Below are 18,882 nucleotides of genomic sequence, written 5' to 3' on the forward strand. Positions count from 1 at the left end.
CCCGGATATGCCGAGCTCGCGGTCAGACACCAGCAATCAAACGTACACCGACGCGCGGACTAACGCAACCGTGTTCCGTCCGCGTGTCTGTACGAACTGTGTTATAGGGCCGAAGCGGGCGGGCTTACTCCTCACCGCCGGCGGCCACGGCGGCCGCGGCGATCTGGGCGAGCTTGGCCTTCACGTCCGGCGTGGAGCCGGCCGGCTCCGGCGCAGGGGTCGTGCCGCGGCCGTGCTTGTTCGTCTTGACGAACGGGTCACCGCCGCGCAACGCGTACGGATCGTCGTAGTCGGCGTTGACGATCGGCTTGTCGTGCAGGATGAAGCCGCGTCCCTTGCAGGTCGGGCACTCCTCGGAGAACGCCTCCACCAGGCCCTGGCCGATGCGCTTGCGCGTCATCTGCACGAGGCCGAGCGACGTGACCTCCGCCACCTGGTGCTTGGTGCGGTCGCGCGCCAGGCATTCGACGAGGCGGCGCAGCACGAGGTCGCGGTTGGCCGGCATCACCATGTCGACGTAGTCGATCATGATCATGCCGCCGATGTCGCGCAGGCGCAGCTGGCGCGCGATCTCCTCGGAGGCTTCGAGGTTGCATCGGGTGACGGTCTCCTCGAGCGACTTGCCGCGGCCGATGAAGCGGCCGGTGTTCACGTCGATCGTGGTCATCGCCTCGGTGCGGTCGATGACGATCGAGCCGCCGGACGGCAGGTACACCTGACGTTCCATACCCTTGCGGAGCTGCGAGTCGATCTGCCACTTGTCGAACACGTCCTTGCCCTGATGGTCGGCCGGATCCCACTTCTCCAGCTTGTCCTTCAAGTCGGGGGCCATCGTGTCGAGGTACTCCTCGATGCGCTCGTACACCTTGTCGCCCTCCACGATGAGCTTCGTGAAGTCGTCGTTGAAGATGTCGCGCACGACGCGAATCGCCACGTCCGGCTCGCCCTGCAGCAGCTTCGGGCGCTTGCCGTGCCAGAACTCCTCGCGCTTGGCGTTGATGCGCTCCCACTGGCGCACGAGGCTCTCCAGATCCTTGACGATCGCCTCCTCGCTCGCTCCCTCGGCGGCGGTGCGGATGATCACGCCCATGTTCTTCGGCGCGATCTTGGAGACGATGTTCTTGAGGCGGGAGCGTTCGCGCTCCGAAAGCTTGCGGCTCACGCCGGTCATGCCGCCGGACGGCACGAGCACGAGGAAACGGCCGGCGAGCGTGACCTGTGAGGTCAGACGGGCGCCCTTGTGGCCGATCGGGTCCTTGGTGACCTGCACGAGCACCGGATCGCCGGACTTGAACGCGAGTTCGATGCGGCGCGGCTGGCCTTCGAGACGCGTCGCATCCCAGTTGACCTCGCCGGCGTACAGCACGCCGTTGCGCGCCTGCCCGATGTCGACGAACGCGGCCTCCATGCTCGGCAGCACGTTCTGCACGCGGCCGAGGTACACGTTGCCGACGGTCTGCACCTCCTGGATGTCGGACACGTAATGCTCGACGAGCACGTTGTCCTCCACGACGGAGATCTGCGTGTGCTGCTCCTTCTCGCGCACGACCATGAGACGTTCGACGTTCTCGCGGCGCGCGAGGAAGTCCTGTTCCATGAGCTGCGACTGGCGGGAGCGTTCGCGGCGGTTGTCGCGGCGGCGCTGCTTCTTGGCTTCGAGTCGGGTCGAGCCTTCCACGTCGGTGATCTCGTCGATGTACTGCTGCTTGCGGGAGCGGCGCGCGACGATCTGCTCGTCGTCGCCGCCCTTGCCGCGACGGCGGCGACGACGGCGCGTGACCGTCTCCTCCTCGTCGCGGGAGGCGCGCTCGTCGCGGTCCTCATGTTCGTCGGCATCGGCACGTGCGGCGCGCTCGTCGCCGGACGCCTGGTCGGTCTTGTTGCGACGACGGCGACGGCGACGCGTGCGCGTCTCGTCGGCCGTATCGTCGTTCTCCTCCTCGTCGATCGGACGGTAGGCGATGTCGTCGAGTTCGAGGTCCTCCTCGATCTGTTCGACTTCGGCGGCGGCGCGGCGTTCCTGCGCGTTGAGACGGCGGTTGCGGCCGCGGCGCGTGCGCGTCGAGCCGGACTCCTCGTCCTGCGGCTCGACGCCGTCGCGCTCGGCATCACGCGTGTCGGATTCGTCGCGGTCGGCGTCCGCGTCGCCGCCGCGGGCATCGCCGTCGGAGCGGTCGGCACGGTCGGCACGGCGACGGCGGCGCGTGCGACGGCCCTCGCGGGAGCCGCCTTCGCGCTCGTCGTCACGGTCGGTGTCACCGCCGCGATCGTCGCGGGACTCCGCGTCGTCGTCATCGTCGTCGTTCGCGGCCGGCGCGCCGACCGGCAGCACGGGCTCCTGGAACAGCAGGGACGTCATCGGCTTGGCGCGGCGGCCGCCGTTGCGGTCATCGCGATCGTGGATCGGCAGCACGTCGAGCAGCTCCTCGGCGCGTTCCAGCTGATCGTCGTCGTCATCGTCGCGGCGGGCGCGGCGGGAACGGTCGTAGCGCATGTCATCGTCGTCATCGTCGTAGTCGTCGCGGATGGCGCGGCGACGACGCGCACGGGACGGACGCTCGTACTCGTCGTCATCATCGTCGCGCACGGCACGGCGGCGACGCGACGGACGCTCGACGAGCTCGTCGTCATCGTCGTAGCGTGCGCGGCGGCGACGCGACGGACGCTCATCGCCGCGCTCGTCGTCGTCATCGTCGGAAAGACGCGCACGACGGCGCGAGCGGGACGGACGCTCGTCGACGTCGTCGCGTTCGTCGCGGGCGACGCGGCGACGACGCGAGCGCACGGGCGTCTCATCGTCGTCATCGTCGATCCGCGTCACGGGCGACGCGGCATCGTCCGACGGTTGGTCGGCGATCGGCAGCTTCGGCTCCTCGAACATCGGCGAGGAATGGTCCTCGACTTTCAGCTCGAGCGACGCACCGGCGGCGCCGGCACCACGCACCACGCGACGGCCGCCGCGGCGACGACGGGACGGCGTGGAGGACGATTCGGAAGCGGATTCGGGTACGTTGATGTTCAGGGCGCCGACCTCGTCGGCCCCATCGTTGTTCACAGTGGGCACGATGCTCCTCGCCGGCATGCTGCATCATGCCAGCCTTACTCAGGGCTCACTGCGGCTGTCACACCACGCTCTCACCGTGGCCGCGCATCGGTTGCGCCCGCAGAAGCAAATCCAGTCAAAGTCTGTGCGGCTCGGACGGCGGACACCGGCGCTCGCGCGGAGATTCGGGGGGAAAGACCCGATGCGAGGGGATCGACGCCATCTGGCACGTCGGCGGCTTGCAGAACCGCCATCCTTAAGTATGCCACAACTTTGACCGGGCTGCGTTCACCCACGGCCCACGGCTTGGCTCATGGCTCGGACGGACCGACGGCCGAGCCGCCACAGAGCTCAGACGAGCCAGGCGAGGAGGATGTCGGCGAGGAGGGGAAGCTCGGAGGCGGGCAGCTGTTCGTCGTGCTTGTGGGCGAGCAGCGGATCGCCGGCGCCGAGGTTCACCGCGGGGATGCCGAGCTGCGAGAACCGGGCCACATCGGTCCACCCGAGTTTCGCAAGCGGCTCGCGGCCGGTGCGTTCGCGCACCAGATCGGCAAGGGAGACGGCGAGCGGCGCGTCCATGCCCGGACGGGCGGACGGCGACTCGTCCTTCATCTCGATGCCGTAGCCCTCGAACACGCCGCCGGTGGCGACATGCTCGCCGTTGCCGAGTTCGGCACCCGCGTCGGCGCCCATCATGAGGGCCTTCGCCTCGGCCAGCGTCTTGTCCGGGGCGAACCGGTAGTTGACGTGCACGCGGCACTCGTCGGGAATCACGTTCGTGCCCTTGCCGCCGGAGATGAGCGTGGCGTTGAGGCCCTCGCGGTAGACGAGGCCGTCCACCTCCACGTCCGCCGGCTCGTAGGCGGCGAGACGGTTGAGGATGCCGGCCGCCTTGTGGATCGCGTTCTCGCCCATCCACGCGCGGGCGGAGTGCGCTGCCACGCCGTGCGTGACCACGTCGAAGCGGATCGTGCCGTTGCAACCGCCCTCGATGCCGCAGTTGGTCGGCTCGCCGATGATCGCGAAATCGCCTGCGATCCAGTCGGGGTGGCTTTCGACGACCTTCCTCAGGCCGTTCTTCTCGGCGGCGACCTCCTCGTGGTCGTAGAACACGAACGTGAGGTCGGCCTTCGGGGTGGTCTCGGGCGTGGAGCCGTCGAGCGTGGCGGCGAGATGGAGCATGACCGCGTCGGACGCCTTCATATCGGTGGCGCCGCGGCCCCACAGCACACGTTCTCCGGGGTGCGCGGCGGCCACGTCCCCGCGGATGAGCGGATCGCCGGGTTCGAGCCACTTCGGCGGGAAGTTGTCGATGACCGGCACCGTGTCGATGTGCCCGGCGAGAATCACGCGACTCGGCCTGCCGAACGCGGTCGAGGCGACGATCGTATCGCCGTGGCGTCGCACGTCGAGATGCGGGTATTCCTTGAGGAACGCCTCGATGTCGTCGGCGAGCGCGGTCTCGTCGTCGCTGACGGAGTACACGCCCATGATCTGGTCGAGCAGGGATTCGAGCTGTTCGCCGCGCGGCGCGGCGGTGTTCAGGGAAAGCGTCATGCCGACCATCCTAACGGCGGGGCGTGGAATGTGATTCCTCTTACCATTGGGTGAGATTTCACGGCCGCGCGCACGGTTCTGTGCCACACTCTAGATGACGATTCACAAGGAATCACGAGGAATCACGAGGAAAGAGGGTCTTCACGGGTATGCCTGGTCTGTTGAGCGCGATGCAGGGGTTCTGCGTCATCGGCATCGTGATTTTCGTGGGCTATGTGGCGGCGCGCATGCGCATCGGCGGTCCGAGCGCGCAGATGGTGCTCAACCGCTTCTCGTTCTTCGTGTCGAGCCCGTGCCTGATGTTCGCGATCCTGTCGAAGGAGCCGATCTTCGACATCTTCCACCCGTCGATCATCGTGGCGTTCCTGTCGGCCATGCTCGTCGGCGTCGTGTTCCTCATCCTCAACCGCATGTTCTTCCATCTGAAGGCCCCGGATGCGACGATCGGCGCGTTGAACTCGCTGTACCTGAACTCGAACAACATCGGCCTGCCGGTGGCCACGTACATCCTCGGCAACGGCGCGCTCGTCGCCCCGATCCTCGTCATGCAGCAGGCGCTGTTCACGCCGATCGGCCTGACGGTGCTCGACGTGACCACGAAGGGCAAGGTGTCGCTCAAGGAGATCGCAAAGCAGCCGCTGCACCAGCCGCTGCTCATCGGCTCGCTGCTCGGCATCGTGGTCTCGGCGCTGAGCGCGAAGCTCGGCTGGTTCCCGGTGCCGAACTACATCTACGATCCGATCAACATGATCGGCGAGTCGGCGGTGCCGATGATCCTCATGGCGTTCGGCATGTCGCTGCACGGCACGAAGCCGCTGCAGCAGAAGGGCGACCGTCCGGCGATCTTCACGGTGGCGGCGCTGAAGAACATCGTAATGCCGACCATCGCGTTCCTGCTCGCCTACTTCATGATGGGCTTCCGCGGCCCGGAGCTGTACGCGTGCGTCGTGCTCGCCGCCCTGCCGACCGGTCAGAACGTGTACAACTACGCGGCCCGCTACAACGTGGGCCTCACGTTCGCGCGCGACGGCATCCTGATGAGCACGATGACCAGCCCGGTGTTCATCGCGGTCATCGCAGCGTTGCTGAGCTGACTATACGTGCATTACCCCGTGATTGTTACGACGCTGTTGTAAGCAAGGGGGTGTATTCTTACGTCTCGTTCCCCCGGATTGACCATTCGGATTGTCGGGTGGAGTATTCGGGAGACAGGAACAACACAATGGAAGTGAAGAGAAGGTTCCGATTATGAGAACAATCACCCCCCCCCGTCATGCTAACGAGTTGGGTGCCTCCAATCAGGAGCGCCTCAAGAACGCCCTCTCCAAGGGTGGCAAGAGCATTGCCGCGCTGACCGTCGCGGCCGGCCTGTCAATGGCCCCGATGATGCAGACCGCCGCCTTTGCGACGGAGAATCAGGACATGGACGCCGACCTGTACAACCAGTGCGCAGCCGGCGACCGCACCGCGCTCGCCCAGTGCGAGGCCAATGTGAAGGCCGCCAAGCAGGCCCTCGATGAGGCGCGCGGCACCGCCGATCAGACCGCCAAGCAGGCCGCGAACGCCAAGACCGCGCTGGATGGCGCCCAGCAGCGCCTGACCGATGCCGAGCAGGCGAAGGCCGATGCCCAGGCCGCCTACGATGCCGCTCTTCAAGCCAAGAACGAGGCCGAGCAGGCCGCGAATGATGCCTCCGATGCCCAGGCTCAGGCCCATGTGACGCTCAACAATGCTCAGGCCGCCGCCGACGAGGCCGCCGCCAAGCTGGGCACGGCCACCGACGCCTACAACACGGCGAAGGCCGAGTTCGATCAGGCTCAGGATGCCTATGAGGCCGCCGAGCAGGCCGCAAAGTGCGCCAGCGATCTCGCCGCCGCCGCCAAGACGGTCTACGAGACCGCCCAGAAGACGTATGAGGCGCTGCAGGCCGTCGCGGATGGCGTCGACTCGCTGTACAACAAGGCCGTGAAGAACTACGACGCCGCCGTCAGCACTCAGGAGAAAGCCGGCCAGGTCCGCGACAACCTCTACAAAGCGTATCTGACCGCCGTTGAAATCAACCACAACGCGGGCGTCAAGTACAACGAGGCGAAGGCCGCGCTCGAGGCGGCACAGGCCAAGCTCGATGCGCTTGAGGGCGAACAGTCCGCACTCCAGCAGAAGGCCGACGAGGCGAAGGCCGCGCACGAAACGGCGCTCAAGGCCAAGCAGGATGCTACTGACGCGTACACGCAGGCCAAGGCCAAGGCCGATGCCGCCCAGCAGGAGGTCGACGATCTCAACGCGAAGATCGCCGGTCTCAAGTCGCAGATCGAGCAGGCCGGTTCGGTGGACGTCAACGAGCTGAAGAGCCAGTTGGCCGAAGCTCAGGACGAGCTCAAGGTGGCCGACGAGAAGGTCGAGAACGCGAACGCGATGGTCGCCGAGCTTCAGCCTGAATACGACGCGGCCGCCGCGACGCTCGACCAGGCGACCGGACTGTACAACGCCGTCACCGACGCGCAGTCCAAGCTTGACGAGTCGGTTGAAGCCCAGAACAAGATCGACTCGGCCAAGGCCGCATGGGATCAGGCCAAGGTCGATGAGGCCGCCGCCCAGGCCGCTTACGATGCGATTCCGAACGACTTCTTCCACGCCGGCCAGAAGGCCGTCGCCTTGGCGAAGCTGGGCGCGGCAAAGGCCACGACCGCGGCGAACGAAACCGCATACAACGTGGCCAACGGCATCTACGGATCGACCGCTGCCGACAAGGACAACCGTCAGGCCGTTCTGGACAGCGCCACGCAGGAATACAACAACTTCGGCACCACGGTTGAGGATGCCAAGGCTGCTGCCGACGCCGCCGCCGAACAGCTGGCCAACGCGAAGCAGCAGGCCGCCGACGCCGCCGCCCAGCAGACCCAGCTCAAGGAGACCGTCACCTCCCTCGAGCAGCAGATCAAGAACGCGGAGAACATCGACGAGCTCAAGCAGCAGCTCGACGAGGCGGAGACCGCGCTGCCGGGCAAGGAGACCGCGGCCAAGGACGCCAAGACCGCGGCCGACACCGCCAAGCAGCAGCTTGACGATGCCACCACCGCCGAGACCACTGCCAAGCAGGCCTCCGACGCCGCGGCTCAGGCCCTTAACGAATGGAAGATCAAGAACGGTCTCGCCCTGACGCTCGCCAAGGGTGATGTCGCAGCCAAGAAGATCATCGCCAACAGCGCCAAGACCGCGTTCGATGCCACCACCGCGGCCAAGCAGACCGCCCGCAACGCGTGGCTGGCCGCCGAAGGCGCGTACGTGCTCGCCACCGGCAACGTGGTCGCCGCGAAGGCCGCCATGGATGGCCTCGGCGTCGCCAAGGATGCCGCTGACCGTATGGCCGAGGCCGCACGCAAGGTGGCTGAAGAGGCCAAGGGCAAGAGCGACGACCTGCTCGACGCGGCCCAGCGCGCCGAAGCCAAGGCGCAGGCCGCCAAGGCCCTGCGCGACCAGAAGCAGGCCGCGGCCGAGGACGCCAAGCAGGCGCTCGACCAGGCCACCGCCGAGAACGAGGCCGCGCAGCAGACCCTCGCCGAGGCCCAGGCCGCGTGGGAGGCCGCCCGCGACAAGTCCGCCGAGCTGACCCAGGCCTACTCCAAGGCCGTCGCCGCGTACAACGCCGCGCAGCTCGCCCTCGCCAGGGCGCAGGGTGCCTACACGGACGCCGAGTACCAGATGGGTGTCGCACAGACCAACTACGACGCCGCCCTCGAGGCTGACGAACAGGCCCAGCAGGCGTTGGCCGACGCTCAGGCCGCCTACGATGCCGCCGTGCGCGACTACGACACCTGCAAGGCCGTCGTGGACGCCTACGACAAGGCTCAGCAGGACAAGAACAACCAGTCCTCGAACAAGTCCGAAGCGACCGACACGACCACCAAGAGCAACACCGAGTCCAACGCGGAAACGCTCGCCCAGACCGGCGACGCCTCCGAGTCTCTGGCTCTTGCCATCGCTGTCGCCAGCGCAGCGATGGGTGCCGTCGCCTTCACCGGTTCCCGCGCCGCTCGCAAGCGCTACTGAGCACTGACGCTGGGTGACGATGCCACGTTCTTATCGTGCTACCGTCACCCAGCCGGCATGAACGAATACGAGGCCGTGTGTTGGCAATCATCACGATTCCCAGCACACGGCCTCTTGTCATCCCATACTCACGTCTTATGCGACCGTATAGGACCAACCGACTCCTCTACTGCGCGCGGTTCGCCGCGGCGAGGGCCTTGAGGCGTGCGGCGAAGCGCGGCCAGTCGGTCTTCATCGCGGTGAGCAGGCGGCGGTTCGGCACGTCGTCGATCGGCACCCATGCGATGCCGAGGCTTTCATCGTCGTTCGCCTTGGGCTCCACGCGATGCCCCGGTTTCTCGAACGCGAAGACGGTGGTGTACGCCCACGGCCCGTGGTCCTCGCGGTAGGAGCCGACCACCTCGATGTCCTCGGGGGTGATGTTCGCCTCCTCGTAGCTTTCGCGCAGCGCGCCCTCGATCGGCGATTCGCCGTCCGCGGTCGCACCGCCCGGAATGCCCCACGTGCCGCCTTCCGCAGACCATGTCGCACGATGCTGCATGACGACATGCGTCACCTCGCCGCTTGCCTCGTCACGGCGGGCGAGCAGCACGCCGGACGCGCCGTTGGTGCCCCAATGCTTGCGTCCGCACGCACAGTCCACCCAGCCGTCGCCCGGCTGGTGCACGTTCTCCTTCGGCGGGATCTCGTTGCCGTCCTTGTCGAGCACACCCGGCAGGTCCTCGCCGCGCGCCACGTTCCACAGGTCGGTCCACTCGACGCCAAGCTCGCCGACGAGACGCCTCAGCAGCGGCAGGCTGATGCCGATGATGCCGTGCGGGTCACCGTCGATCGAGTCGATGAACGCGCCGCCGAAGCCTTCGAGCGTGAACGATCCGGCGACCTCCAGCGGCTCGCCGGTCGCGATGTAGCGTTCGATGTCGCGGTCGGTGAACGCGCCGAAGCGCACGGTCGCGTGGCTGGCGCCGCGCGCGACACGGCCGGTCGCGAAGTCGATCACGCAGTGCCCGGTCCACAGCTCCCCGGTCGTCCCGCTCATGCGCCGCAGCCGTTCGCGCGCCACCTCGACGCTGTGCGGCTTGCCGTAGCATTCGCCGTCGAGCAGGAACATCGAATCGCAGCCGACGATCAACGGGCCGACGGTCGCGCGCGTGAGTCCCGGCTGCATGGCGATGATGTTGGATATCGGTTCGGTGACGGTCGGCATGTCCACGCCGGAGAAGTCGCGCGTCGTGGCGATCGCGTCACGCGAATAGTCGATGGACTCGGGGTCGGCGGCTTCGGCGCGCGCGGCCGCGTCGTCCGCGTCGTCGCGCACGCCGTCCGCACGCAACGGGTACGCGATGACGCGCTCCCCCGTCGCGGCGGCGGCCGTCGCGGCGACGTCGCGGTAGGCGCAATGCACGGCTTCGGCCTTCGCGCCGGCGAGGATCGTCACGCGCTGTTCGATGGTGAGATCGTCGACGGCGACGCCGGCCTCGCGGGCCGCCGCCTCGAGCGCGGCCGGCTCGTCGACGTGCGAGACGCGGATCGTCGGGCACACGCCCGCCGCGTACAGCACGTCGCGGCGCGGCTTCGACTTCGAGGCGAGAATCAGCGGAATGGACATACATACCTTTCCGCTCCCGCTGGCGGGAGCTGTCGAACCAAGTGAGACTGAGGGTGGCCGCGACGGACTACCGACGTTCGACTTCGACGCCGGCGGTGTTGATGGGCAGGTGGAGGACACGCCAATGACCGGAGGCGAGCTGCTCGGCGGCGATCTCGTCGATGGCCTCGCGCGCGTCGCCGTAGTGCAGGACGAGCACGCACGGGCCGGCACCGGAGACGGCGGCCGCATAGCCCTTGGACCGGAACAGGCGAATCAGCTCGGTGGACGGCGGCATGAGCCCGCCGCGGTACGGCTGGTGCAGACGATCCTGCGTGGCGGTGAACAGCAGCGCGTTCGCCTCATGGCTGGCGTCGGAGCCCTCCGCCCCGGCGGCCCCGCCGGTCGTGGCGAGCAAGGACGGGTTCATCGCGGCGGGCAGCAGGCCCACGCGCGAGACGTTGTACACGGCGTCCTTGTACGGCAGTTCGGCGGGCAGCGCCTGACGGGCCTTCTCGGTGGACAGCTCGTAGTCGGGCACGAACACGGCGGCGGTGATCGCCTCGTCGACCGGGTAGTTGACCGTGTGGAAGCCGCCGTGCAGCGGATCGCCGCCGGGGATGGCGACCGAGCCGACGCCCTCCGCGGTTTCGAAGTCCCAGGAGACGGTGAGGCCGCCGAACACGGCGGGCGCCACGTTGTCCGGATGACCTTCGATCTGCGCGGCCATGTCGAAGATGGCCGGGCGGTTGAGCTCGCCGGGCTGCGCGAACGCGGCGGCCGCGGCGATGCCGGCGACGATCGCCTCGGCGGACGAGCCCATGCCGCGGGCCTGCGGGATGTTGTTCGTCGCCTCGAGCGTGAAGCCGAGACGGCCGAGGCCGAACGTGGCGCATGCGCGGCGGAACGTGGAGACGACGAGATGCGTCTCGTCGCGCGGCAGCGTGTCCTCGCCTTCGCCGTGGATGATAACGTGGGCGACGCCGTCGCTCGGATCGTCGTTCAGCGTGAACGTGAGCTCGTCGTGGTAGTCGAGCGCGAGACCGACCGTGTCGAAGCCGGAGCCGAGGTTGGCGCTGGTCGCCGGCACGCGCACGCGCACCTGATTGCAGATGGGGTTCATGATGCCTCTATGGTCAGTCGAGAACGCGCAGGATGGACGGCGTGCCGGTGACGAAGTCAAGCTGCTGGACGGCCTTGACGGTCTCGCGCAGCGTCACCTCGTCGGTCAGATGGGTGACGAGGCGCAGCTGCTGGACTTCGCCGTCGTAGCCCGGGGCCTTGAGCGAGGGCTTCAGATCCTGGTTGACGCCGTTGATGGAGACGCCGTTCCTCGCGAATTCGGTGGCGATGGCGGCGAGCACGCCCGGCTTGTCGTGGATGAGGAAGCGCACGGCGAACGCGGCCTTCGTCGCGTTGATCGGCGCCTTCTTCAGATCCTTGTACAGCGGGATGGACGGACCGGTGCAGCCGGCGGCGATGTGGCGGGCGACGGTGACGACGTCGCCGACGACGGCGGAGGCGGTCGGCGCGCCGCCGGCACCGCGACCGTAGAACATAAGATCATCGGCGGCCTCGGCCTTGACGAACACGGCGTTGAACGAGCCATGCACGGAGGCGAGCGGATGGTTCTCGTCAATGAGCGCCGGGTAGACGCGTGCGGAGACGCCGGCCTCGCCGTTCTCGACGACGGCGAGCAGCTTGATGACCTTGTGCTCGGCAGTGGCGGCGGCGATGTCGTCGGCGGTGATCTTCGTGATGCCCTCGACGGACACGTCGTCGATGGTGACGGAGGTGTGGAAGCCGAGCGTGGCCATGATGGCGGCCTTGTTGGCCGCGTCGTAGCCTTCGATGTCGCCGGTCGGGTCGGCCTCGGCATAGCCCTTGGCCTGCGCGTCCTTGAGGACGTCGTCGAACTGGAGGCCCTTGACGGTCATCTCGTCGAGGATGTAGTTGGTAGTGCCGTTGACGATGCCGAGCATGCTCGTCACCTTGTCGCCGACGAGGGATTCGCGCAGCGGGCGCAGGAACGGGATCGCGCCGCCCACGGCCGCCTCGAAGTAGATATCGACGCCCTTGGCCTCGGCAGCCGCGTAGATCTCGGGGCCGTACTTGGCGAGCAGCGCCTTGTTCGCGGTGACGACGGACGCGCCGGATTCGATGGCGGCGAGCACGAACGTGCGGGCCACGGTGGTGCCGCCGATCAGCTCGATGACGATGTCGGAGTTCGTGGCGACGCTCATCGTGTCGGTGGTGACGATCGACTGGTCGATCCACGGGAACTTCTCGGTCTCCTTCGGGTCGAGGCAGGCGACGCCGGTCAGTTCGATGGGGCGGCCGATGCGGGCGGCGAGCTCGTCCTTCTGCTCGACGATGAGACGTGCGGTCTGCGAGCCCACGGTGCCGGCCCCCAGCAGTCCGACGCGGATGGGGGTTGCGTTCTGATCAGCCACGGAAATTCCCTTCTGATGGACGGCTATCTTTCCGTCTATCCTACGGAACCTTTTCGACACGCCCGGAGGAAACCTTCTTTGCACATATTCCGGCAAACGATTGCCGAAAACGGGAGGCGACACGCCCGTAGCCGTCGCGGTCGCAGCGCCGACGACGACGGGCGCGCATTTACGTATACGGTCTTAACGAATTGCTTGTGACGCATGTCCGACATGGCGTACCATTGCCGGTGAAGCGGTGCTGCCCGAGAAGCAGGGAGCCACGGCCAACGAGGGCCGGAGCGATGCGGCGAAGACGACGCAGACGGGAACCCACCCCACCGCCGACGATCCTCGCAATGAGGGAGGTATGAAGTAATGAAAGCCTATATCCAGCGACTCGGCCGCGCGTTGATGCTGCCGGTCGCATGCCTGCCTGCGGCGGCGCTCTTCCTGGGAATCGGCTATTGGATCGACCCGAGCGGATGGGGCGGCAACAACGTCATCGCCGCCTACCTGTGCAAGACCGGCTCGGCCATCCTCGACAACCTCGGCCTGCTGTTCGCGGTCGGCGTGGCGGTCGGCATGGCCCGCGAGCGCGACGGCGCGTCCGCCCTGTCCGGTCTGGTCGGATTCATGACGGTCACGACGATCATGGGCTCCGCCTCGGCGTTCCTCGGCTTCGACGCCGAGAATCCGCCGGCGGCGTTCGCCCCGGGCGCCATCGGCAACAAGAACGTGTTCTTCGGCATCATGGTCGGCTGCGTGGCCGGCGCGCTGTACAACAGGTTCCATAAGACGAAGCTGCCGGACTTCCTCGCGTTCTTCTCCGGACGCCGCTGCGTGCCGATTCTGACGGCCGCGCTGATGAGCGTCGTGTCGCTGCTGCTGCTGTTCGTGTGGCCGCTCATCTACAACGGCCTGGTCTCCTTCGGCGAGGCGATCATGGGCATGGGCGCGGTCGGCGCCGGCATCTACGCGTTCTTCAACCGTCTGCTCATCCCCACCGGCCTGCATCACGCGCTCAACAACGTGTTCTGGTTCAACCTGGCCGGCATCGACGACATCACCAAGTTCTGGAGCGGCACGGGCGGTCTTGACGGCAAGACCGCGGCCGTGGTCGCGACCGGCGGCTTCCACCCGTGGGGCGAATACGTGACCGGCATGTACCAGGCCGGTTTCTTCCCGATCATGATGTTCGGTCTGCCGGCCGGCGCGTTCGCGATCTACAAGAACGCGAAGCCGCAGAACAAGAAGGCCGTCGGCTCGCTGATGCTGGCGGGCGGTCTGGCCGCCTTCCTGACCGGCGTGACCGAGCCGCTCGAGTTCTCCTTCATGTTCGCCGCGTTCCCGCTGTACGTGGTGCACGCGCTGCTCACCGCGCTGTCGGTGTTCATCGCCGCCTCGTTCCAGTGGATCGCCGGGTTCAACTTCTCCGCCGGTTTCATCGACTGGTTCCTGTCGCTCAACGTGCCGCGCGCCCACATGCCGGTGATGCTGCTCGTGCAGGGTCTCGTGTTCGCGGTCATCTACTACTTCGTGTTCGATTTCATGATCAGGAAGTTCGACCTGAAGACCCCGGGCCGTGGTGACGACGACGAGGCCATCTCCTCCTCCGCGCTCGAGGATTCGGCTCCCGCGGCCGCTGCCGCCAAGGCCGGCGATAAGGAGGCGACGCTCGCCGCGAAGCTCTACGAGCTGCTCGGCGGCAAGGCGAACGTGGTCGACATCGAGAACTGCGTGACCCGTCTGCGCATGGGCGTCGAAGACACCTCCAAGGTGGATGTGGACGCGATCCGCAAGCTCGTGCCCGGCGTCAAGGTGATGGACGACAAGAACATCCAGGTGGTGGTCGGCACGCAGGTGCAGGCCGTGGCCGACGCGATGGAGGAGATCCACCGCAAGGCGTGACCGTCCGGCGCGCATCGTGCGCCATGAAGGCCGTTCCTTCCCTGAAAGGGCGGCCTTCGTGGCGTACGATGGTGTGCAACGTATCCGCGTCCCATCGTCAAGGAGGATTTCCATGGGATTGTTCTCGAACCTGTTCCATAAGCCCGAAGCCGCGAAGGATCCCGACTCCCCCGCCCCGATCACGATCGTCGCGCCAGTGGACGGCGTCATCAAGCCGGTCGAGGAAGTGCCCGACGAGACGTTCGCCGCGAAGATTCTCGGTGACGGGTTCGGTGTGACGCCATCCTCCGGCACCGTCGTCGCGCCGGTTTCGGGCACGGTGACGACGATCGCGGACGCGAAGCATGCGGTGGGCATCACCACGCCGGGCGGCGTCGAGGTGCTGGTCCACATCGGCGTGGACACGGTGCAGCTCAAGGGCGCGCCGTTCGACCTGCTCGTCGCGGCCGGTCAGACCGTCACCGCGGGCAAGCCGATCGAACGCGTCGACGTGGAGGCGGTGAAGGCGGCCGGCAAACCGACCGACGTGATCGTCGTGTTCACGAATCCCGAATCAATCGCCTCGCTCGACGTCGACACCGTCGGCCACACCGTCGCCGCCGGTCAGAAGCTCGGTACGATGACGACGAAGTGACCGGATTGCCGGACGTTCTACGACAATGGGCCTCCCTCGGGGAGGCCCATTGCTATGCTCACTCGCTCACGTCGAGGGCGAGCAGATCGTCGATGGTCTGGCGGCGCAGCATCACGTGCGCGCCACTCTCCCCCACGCCGACGACCGCCGGAATCAACGCCTGGTTGTAGTTCGACGCCATCGTGCGGCCGTACGCACCGGTGACCGGCACGGCGAGGACGTCCCCGCGCTTCAGGTCGGCGGGAAGCCGCACCTCGTGCACGACGATGTCGCCGGACTCGCAGTGCATGCCGACGACGCGCGCGAGCATCGTCTCGTCGGAACCCTTGCGGTTGGCGAGACGGGCCGTGTAGTCGGCGCCGTACAGGGCGGGACGGATGTTGTCGCTCATGCCGCCGTCGACGGACACGTACACGCGTTCGTCGATCGGTTCGCCGGCGGAGTCCTTCGCGTCGGACAGATGCACGGGCTTGATGGTGCCGACCCGGTAGAGGGTCACGCCGGCGGGCGCGACGATCCAACGACCCGGCTCGAAGCTGATCGCCGGAGCCGGCATGCCGAGCGCGCGGTTGATCGCGGTGACCGCTTCGGCGAGGCGCGTGAGCTCGCGGCGCACGTCCATCGAATCCTCGCCGTCCGTGTACGCGACGGAGTAGCCGCCGCCCAGATCGACCTCCGGCAGCGTGTACGCGTCGGTCGCGTAGAACGTCTTCCGCAGGAGCATCATGCGCTTGGCGGCCTGGATGAACGCGTCCGCATCGTGGATGTTCGAGCCGATGTGCGAGTGGATGCCGACCAGTTCGAGCGTGTCCTGATGGGCGAGGATGTCCTTGAGCACGGCGAGCGCCGGGCCGTCGGCCACGGTGCTCATCGCCGCGGCGAGCGCCTTGTCGGTCTCGGAGACCTGCTCGTGGCTCAAGTCGTACGGGTACTTCACGTCGTACTGGAGTTCGCGCGTCTTCTCCGCACCGTCCGCAGCAACCGGACCAACACCCTCTCCGCTCCCGCTGGCGTCCGCAGCAACCGGACCAACACCCTCTCCGCTCCCGCTGGCGTCCGCAGCAACCGGATCAACACCCTCTCCGCTCCCGCTGGCGGGAGCTGTCCGCGCAGCGGACTGAGGGTGGTCCTCCTGCACAAGCCGCGCGTTGGTCACGGCCGGGGTCGCCGCGGACGGCTCGGCGGCGAGCGTGTCGAGCACGCCGAGCACGCCCGCGTCCGCGCCGGCGGGCAGCAGCGGCACGCCGAACTTCTGATCCTCGTGTGCGGTGGAGATGTACTCGTGACCGCCTGCGTGGATGCCGGCGGTGACGCGCAGCATCACCTTGGCGCGTTTGCCGAGCTTTTCGGCGATGGCGGCGATGCGCGCCGGCTCGTCGGGCGAGTCGACGACGATCTTCGCGAAGCCCTCCTCAATGGCGAGCGCGATCTCCTCGTCGGACTTGTTGTTGCCGTGGAGCACGAGGCGACGTCCGGGGGCACCGGCGGCGAGCGCGATCTTCATCTCGCCCATCGAGCAGGTGTCGACGAGCATGCCCGCTTCGGTGACGATGCGCACGATCTCCTTGGAGAGGAACGCCTTGCCGGCGAAGCTCACGTGCGTGGTGGACGTGTGGAACGCGTCCGCGGCGGCCTTGACGAAGTGGCGGGCGCGGTCGCGCACCTCGTCGGTGTCGATGAGGTAGAGCGGCGAGCCGAACTCGTCGAGCAGGGATGCGGCGGTGCGCCCGTGGAAGGTGAGCGCGCCGGTTTCGGGGTCGACGGCCGAGGCGGCCGGCCAGATCGGGGTGATGGCCATGGCGATCACATCTTTTCCGGGGCGGAGACGCCGAGCAGGTCGAGGCCGGAGGCGATGACCGCCTGAACGGCGTCGTTGAGCTTGAGTCGGGCGGCGGCACGGGCCGGTTCGGGGGCCTTGGCGATGCGCAGGGCCTCACGTTCGGTTTCGGTGCCGCGCTCCTCGAGTCCGGTGAGGTCCATCGGGACGACACGCTCCACGTTGTACCACTTGTGGTAGGTGGCGGCGAGATCCTCGAGGTAGCGGGCGACGCGGTGCGGGGCGCGCTTGTCGCCGGCCTCCTTGACGACGGCCGGCCACTGGGCGAGCGCGGCGAGCACCTCGCCGTCGGCCTCGGTGTCGAGCAGGCCGAGGTCGGCGCCTTGCGTGGTGATGTTCGAGGCGGCCGCGTTGCGGTCCACGTTGCAGGAGCGCGCGTGCGCGTACTGCACGTAGTACACCGGGTTGTCGTTGGAGTGGGAGGCGAGCAGGTTGAGATCGATGTCGACCGGCGAGTTGTAGTCGGTGCGCGCGAGCGAGTAGCGGGAGGCGTCCACGCCGATCGCGTCGACGAGGTCGTCGATGGTGACGACGTTGCCGGCGCGCTTGGACATGCGCACGGCCTTGCCGTCCTTCATCACGTTGACGAGCTGGCCGATGAGGATCTGCATGTTCTCGCCCGGCTTGTCGCCGAACGCCTCGCACATGGCCATCATGCGGCCGATGTAGCCGTGGTGGTCGGCGCCGAGCATGTAGATCGCCACGTCGGCCGGGTCCTGCGCGCGGTGGCGCTTGTTCCAGTAGTAGGCGATGTCGGCGGCGAAGTACGCGAATTCGCCGTTGGACTTGATGATGACGCGGTCCTTGTCGTCGCCGTGCTTGGTGGACGCGAACCAGGTGGCGCCGTCCTTCTCGTAGATGTCGCCGCGGCCGCGCAGCTCGGCGATCGCGCGCTCCACTTCGCCGTCCTGGTAGAGGCTGTTCTCATGGAACCACACGTCGAAGTCGACGTGGAAGTCCTTCATCGACTTGCGGATCTCGTCGAACATCATCGGCACGGCGCGCTTGCGGAACTCCTCGCGCAGCTCGGAGTCGGATTCGCCGATCGGCTCGCCGTCCGCGTTGAGGCCCTGATCCTCGTGCCGCAGCGCGGTCAGCTCGACGCCGTCGGCCTTGGCCTCGGCCTCGACGCGGCGGGCGATCTCGTCGATGTACGCGCCCCTGTAGCCGTCGAACGGGGTCTCGGTCTGGTAGCCCTGTGCGCCGAGGTCGTTATCGTGCGCCCAGGCGGCGACGAGGGACTTGGCGAAGCGGTTGATCTGCTCGCCGTGGTCGTTGAAGTAGTATTCGCGCACGACCTTCGCGCCGTTGGCCTCAAGCACGCGGGCCATCGAATCGCCGGTGGCGGCCCAGCGGGTGCCGCCGATGTGGATCGGACCGGTCGGGTTGGCGGAGACGAACTCGAGGTTCAGAGTCTCGCCGCCGAGGTGGTCGTTGCGGCCGAACGCGGAGACGCCGGAGCCGGTGCGCGGCGCGGCGAGCACCGCGTCGACGACGGCCGCCGCGGAGGCGGAGTCGAGGGTGATGTTGATGAAGCCGGGGCCGGCGACCTCCACCTTGGCGACGCCGTCGGCGGCGGTGAGCTCGGCGGCGAACAGGTCGGCCAGATCGCGCGGCTTCATGCCGGCCTTCTTGGCGAGCTGCATCGCGGCGTTCGACGCCCAGTCGCCGTGCGCACGGTCCTTCGGACGCATGACGGCGAATTTGGCGACCGGCGGGATGAGATCTTCGGTGAGCTGACCGGCCTTTCCGGCGGCGACAAGCTCGTGGGCAATACGCGAAATGAGTTCGCTCAACGCTTCAGGATTCATTCTTCCAAGAATACCGAGC

The 18,882-nt window shown here is 67.4% G+C and carries 11 protein-coding genes; 4 read left to right on the forward strand and 7 right to left on the reverse strand.

What is annotated here, in order from left to right:
• Nucleotides 1-124 precede the first annotated feature (124 nt).
• A complete protein-coding gene (locus AC1AYR_RS10060) occupies nt 125-3,082 on the reverse strand; it encodes an Rne/Rng family ribonuclease (protein ID WP_101621736.1) in 2,958 nt (985 codons plus the stop codon).
• 312 nt (nt 3,083-3,394) lie between these two features.
• Entirely contained in the window at nt 3,395-4,600 is a 1,206-nt protein-coding gene (dapE, locus tag AC1AYR_RS10065; protein WP_101621778.1) for a succinyl-diaminopimelate desuccinylase, read from the reverse strand.
• A 149-nt stretch (nt 4,601-4,749) separates the two neighbouring features.
• On the opposite strand from dapE, the gene AC1AYR_RS10070 reads away from it, so the two are divergent.
• On the forward strand, nt 4,750-5,694 hold the full coding sequence (locus AC1AYR_RS10070) for an AEC family transporter (protein ID WP_476512491.1): 945 nt from the start codon (nt 4,750-4,752) through the stop codon (nt 5,692-5,694).
• Between the two features lie 190 nt (nt 5,695-5,884).
• Complete coding sequence (locus AC1AYR_RS10075) at nt 5,885-8,650, forward strand: coiled-coil domain-containing protein (RefSeq protein ID WP_476512490.1); 2,766 nt, start codon at nt 5,885-5,887, stop codon at nt 8,648-8,650.
• Nucleotides 8,651-8,816: 166 nt separating this feature from the next.
• Here AC1AYR_RS10075 and AC1AYR_RS10080 read toward each other — a convergent pair whose 3' ends face one another.
• From AC1AYR_RS10080 to AC1AYR_RS10090, 3 genes are all read right to left on the reverse strand, one after another.
• Complete coding sequence (locus tag AC1AYR_RS10080; RefSeq protein WP_476512489.1) at nt 8,817-10,259, reverse strand: Maf family protein; 1,443 nt, start codon at nt 10,257-10,259, stop codon at nt 8,817-8,819.
• A gap of 67 nt (nt 10,260-10,326) precedes the next feature.
• Entirely contained in the window at nt 10,327-11,361 is a 1,035-nt protein-coding gene (locus AC1AYR_RS10085; RefSeq protein ID WP_476512488.1) for a homoserine kinase, read from the reverse strand.
• Nucleotides 11,362-11,374: 13 nt separating this feature from the next.
• The gene (locus AC1AYR_RS10090) at nt 11,375-12,691 is read right to left on the reverse strand and encodes a homoserine dehydrogenase (RefSeq protein WP_476512487.1); all 1,317 of its coding nucleotides are present in this window, start codon (nt 12,689-12,691) and stop codon (nt 11,375-11,377) included.
• Nucleotides 12,692-13,048: 357 nt separating this feature from the next.
• Between AC1AYR_RS10090 and nagE the strand changes: the two genes are divergently transcribed.
• Nucleotides 13,049-14,581: an N-acetylglucosamine-specific PTS transporter subunit IIBC gene (gene nagE / locus AC1AYR_RS10095; protein ID WP_476512486.1), complete on the forward strand. Its 1,533-nt coding sequence runs from the start codon at nt 13,049-13,051 to the stop codon at nt 14,579-14,581.
• A gap of 112 nt (nt 14,582-14,693) precedes the next feature.
• Nucleotides 14,694-15,215: a PTS sugar transporter subunit IIA gene (locus tag AC1AYR_RS10100; protein ID WP_476512485.1), complete on the forward strand. Its 522-nt coding sequence runs from the start codon at nt 14,694-14,696 to the stop codon at nt 15,213-15,215.
• Nucleotides 15,216-15,273: 58 nt separating this feature from the next.
• On the opposite strand, the gene AC1AYR_RS10105 is transcribed toward AC1AYR_RS10100, so the two are convergent.
• Both AC1AYR_RS10105 and argS read right to left on the reverse strand, forming a co-directional pair.
• Nucleotides 15,274-17,013 carry a diaminopimelate decarboxylase family protein gene (locus tag AC1AYR_RS10105; RefSeq protein ID WP_476512484.1) on the reverse strand — a complete coding sequence of 580 codons (1,740 nt, stop codon included), beginning with the start codon at nt 17,011-17,013 and terminating at the stop codon, nt 15,274-15,276.
• Between the two features lie 5 nt (nt 17,014-17,018).
• The gene (gene argS / locus AC1AYR_RS10110) at nt 17,019-18,863 is read right to left on the reverse strand and encodes an arginine--tRNA ligase (RefSeq protein WP_476512483.1); all 1,845 of its coding nucleotides are present in this window, start codon (nt 18,861-18,863) and stop codon (nt 17,019-17,021) included.
• Nucleotides 18,864-18,882: the final 19 nt, after the last annotated feature.

The sequence above is a fragment of the Bifidobacterium sp. LH_417 genome, assembly GCF_056357035.1.

Coding starts and splice junctions, on each gene's coding strand:
- AC1AYR_RS10060 (WP_101621736.1), bottom strand. CDS start 3,082: ATGCCGGCGAGGAGCATCGTGCCCACTGTGAACAACGATGGGGCCGAC.
- dapE (WP_101621778.1), bottom strand. CDS start 4,600: ATGACGCTTTCCCTGAACACCGCCGCGCCGCGCGGCGAACAGCTCGAA.
- AC1AYR_RS10070 (WP_476512491.1), top strand. CDS start 4,750: ATGCCTGGTCTGTTGAGCGCGATGCAGGGGTTCTGCGTCATCGGCATC.
- AC1AYR_RS10080 (WP_476512489.1), bottom strand. CDS start 10,259: ATGTCCATTCCGCTGATTCTCGCCTCGAAGTCGAAGCCGCGCCGCGAC.
- AC1AYR_RS10085 (WP_476512488.1), bottom strand. CDS start 11,361: ATGAACCCCATCTGCAATCAGGTGCGCGTGCGCGTGCCGGCGACCAGC.
- nagE (WP_476512486.1), top strand. CDS start 13,049: ATGAAAGCCTATATCCAGCGACTCGGCCGCGCGTTGATGCTGCCGGTC.
- AC1AYR_RS10100 (WP_476512485.1), top strand. CDS start 14,694: ATGGGATTGTTCTCGAACCTGTTCCATAAGCCCGAAGCCGCGAAGGAT.
- AC1AYR_RS10105 (WP_476512484.1), bottom strand. CDS start 17,013: ATGGCCATCACCCCGATCTGGCCGGCCGCCTCGGCCGTCGACCCCGAA.
- argS (WP_476512483.1), bottom strand. CDS start 18,863: ATGAATCCTGAAGCGTTGAGCGAACTCATTTCGCGTATTGCCCACGAG.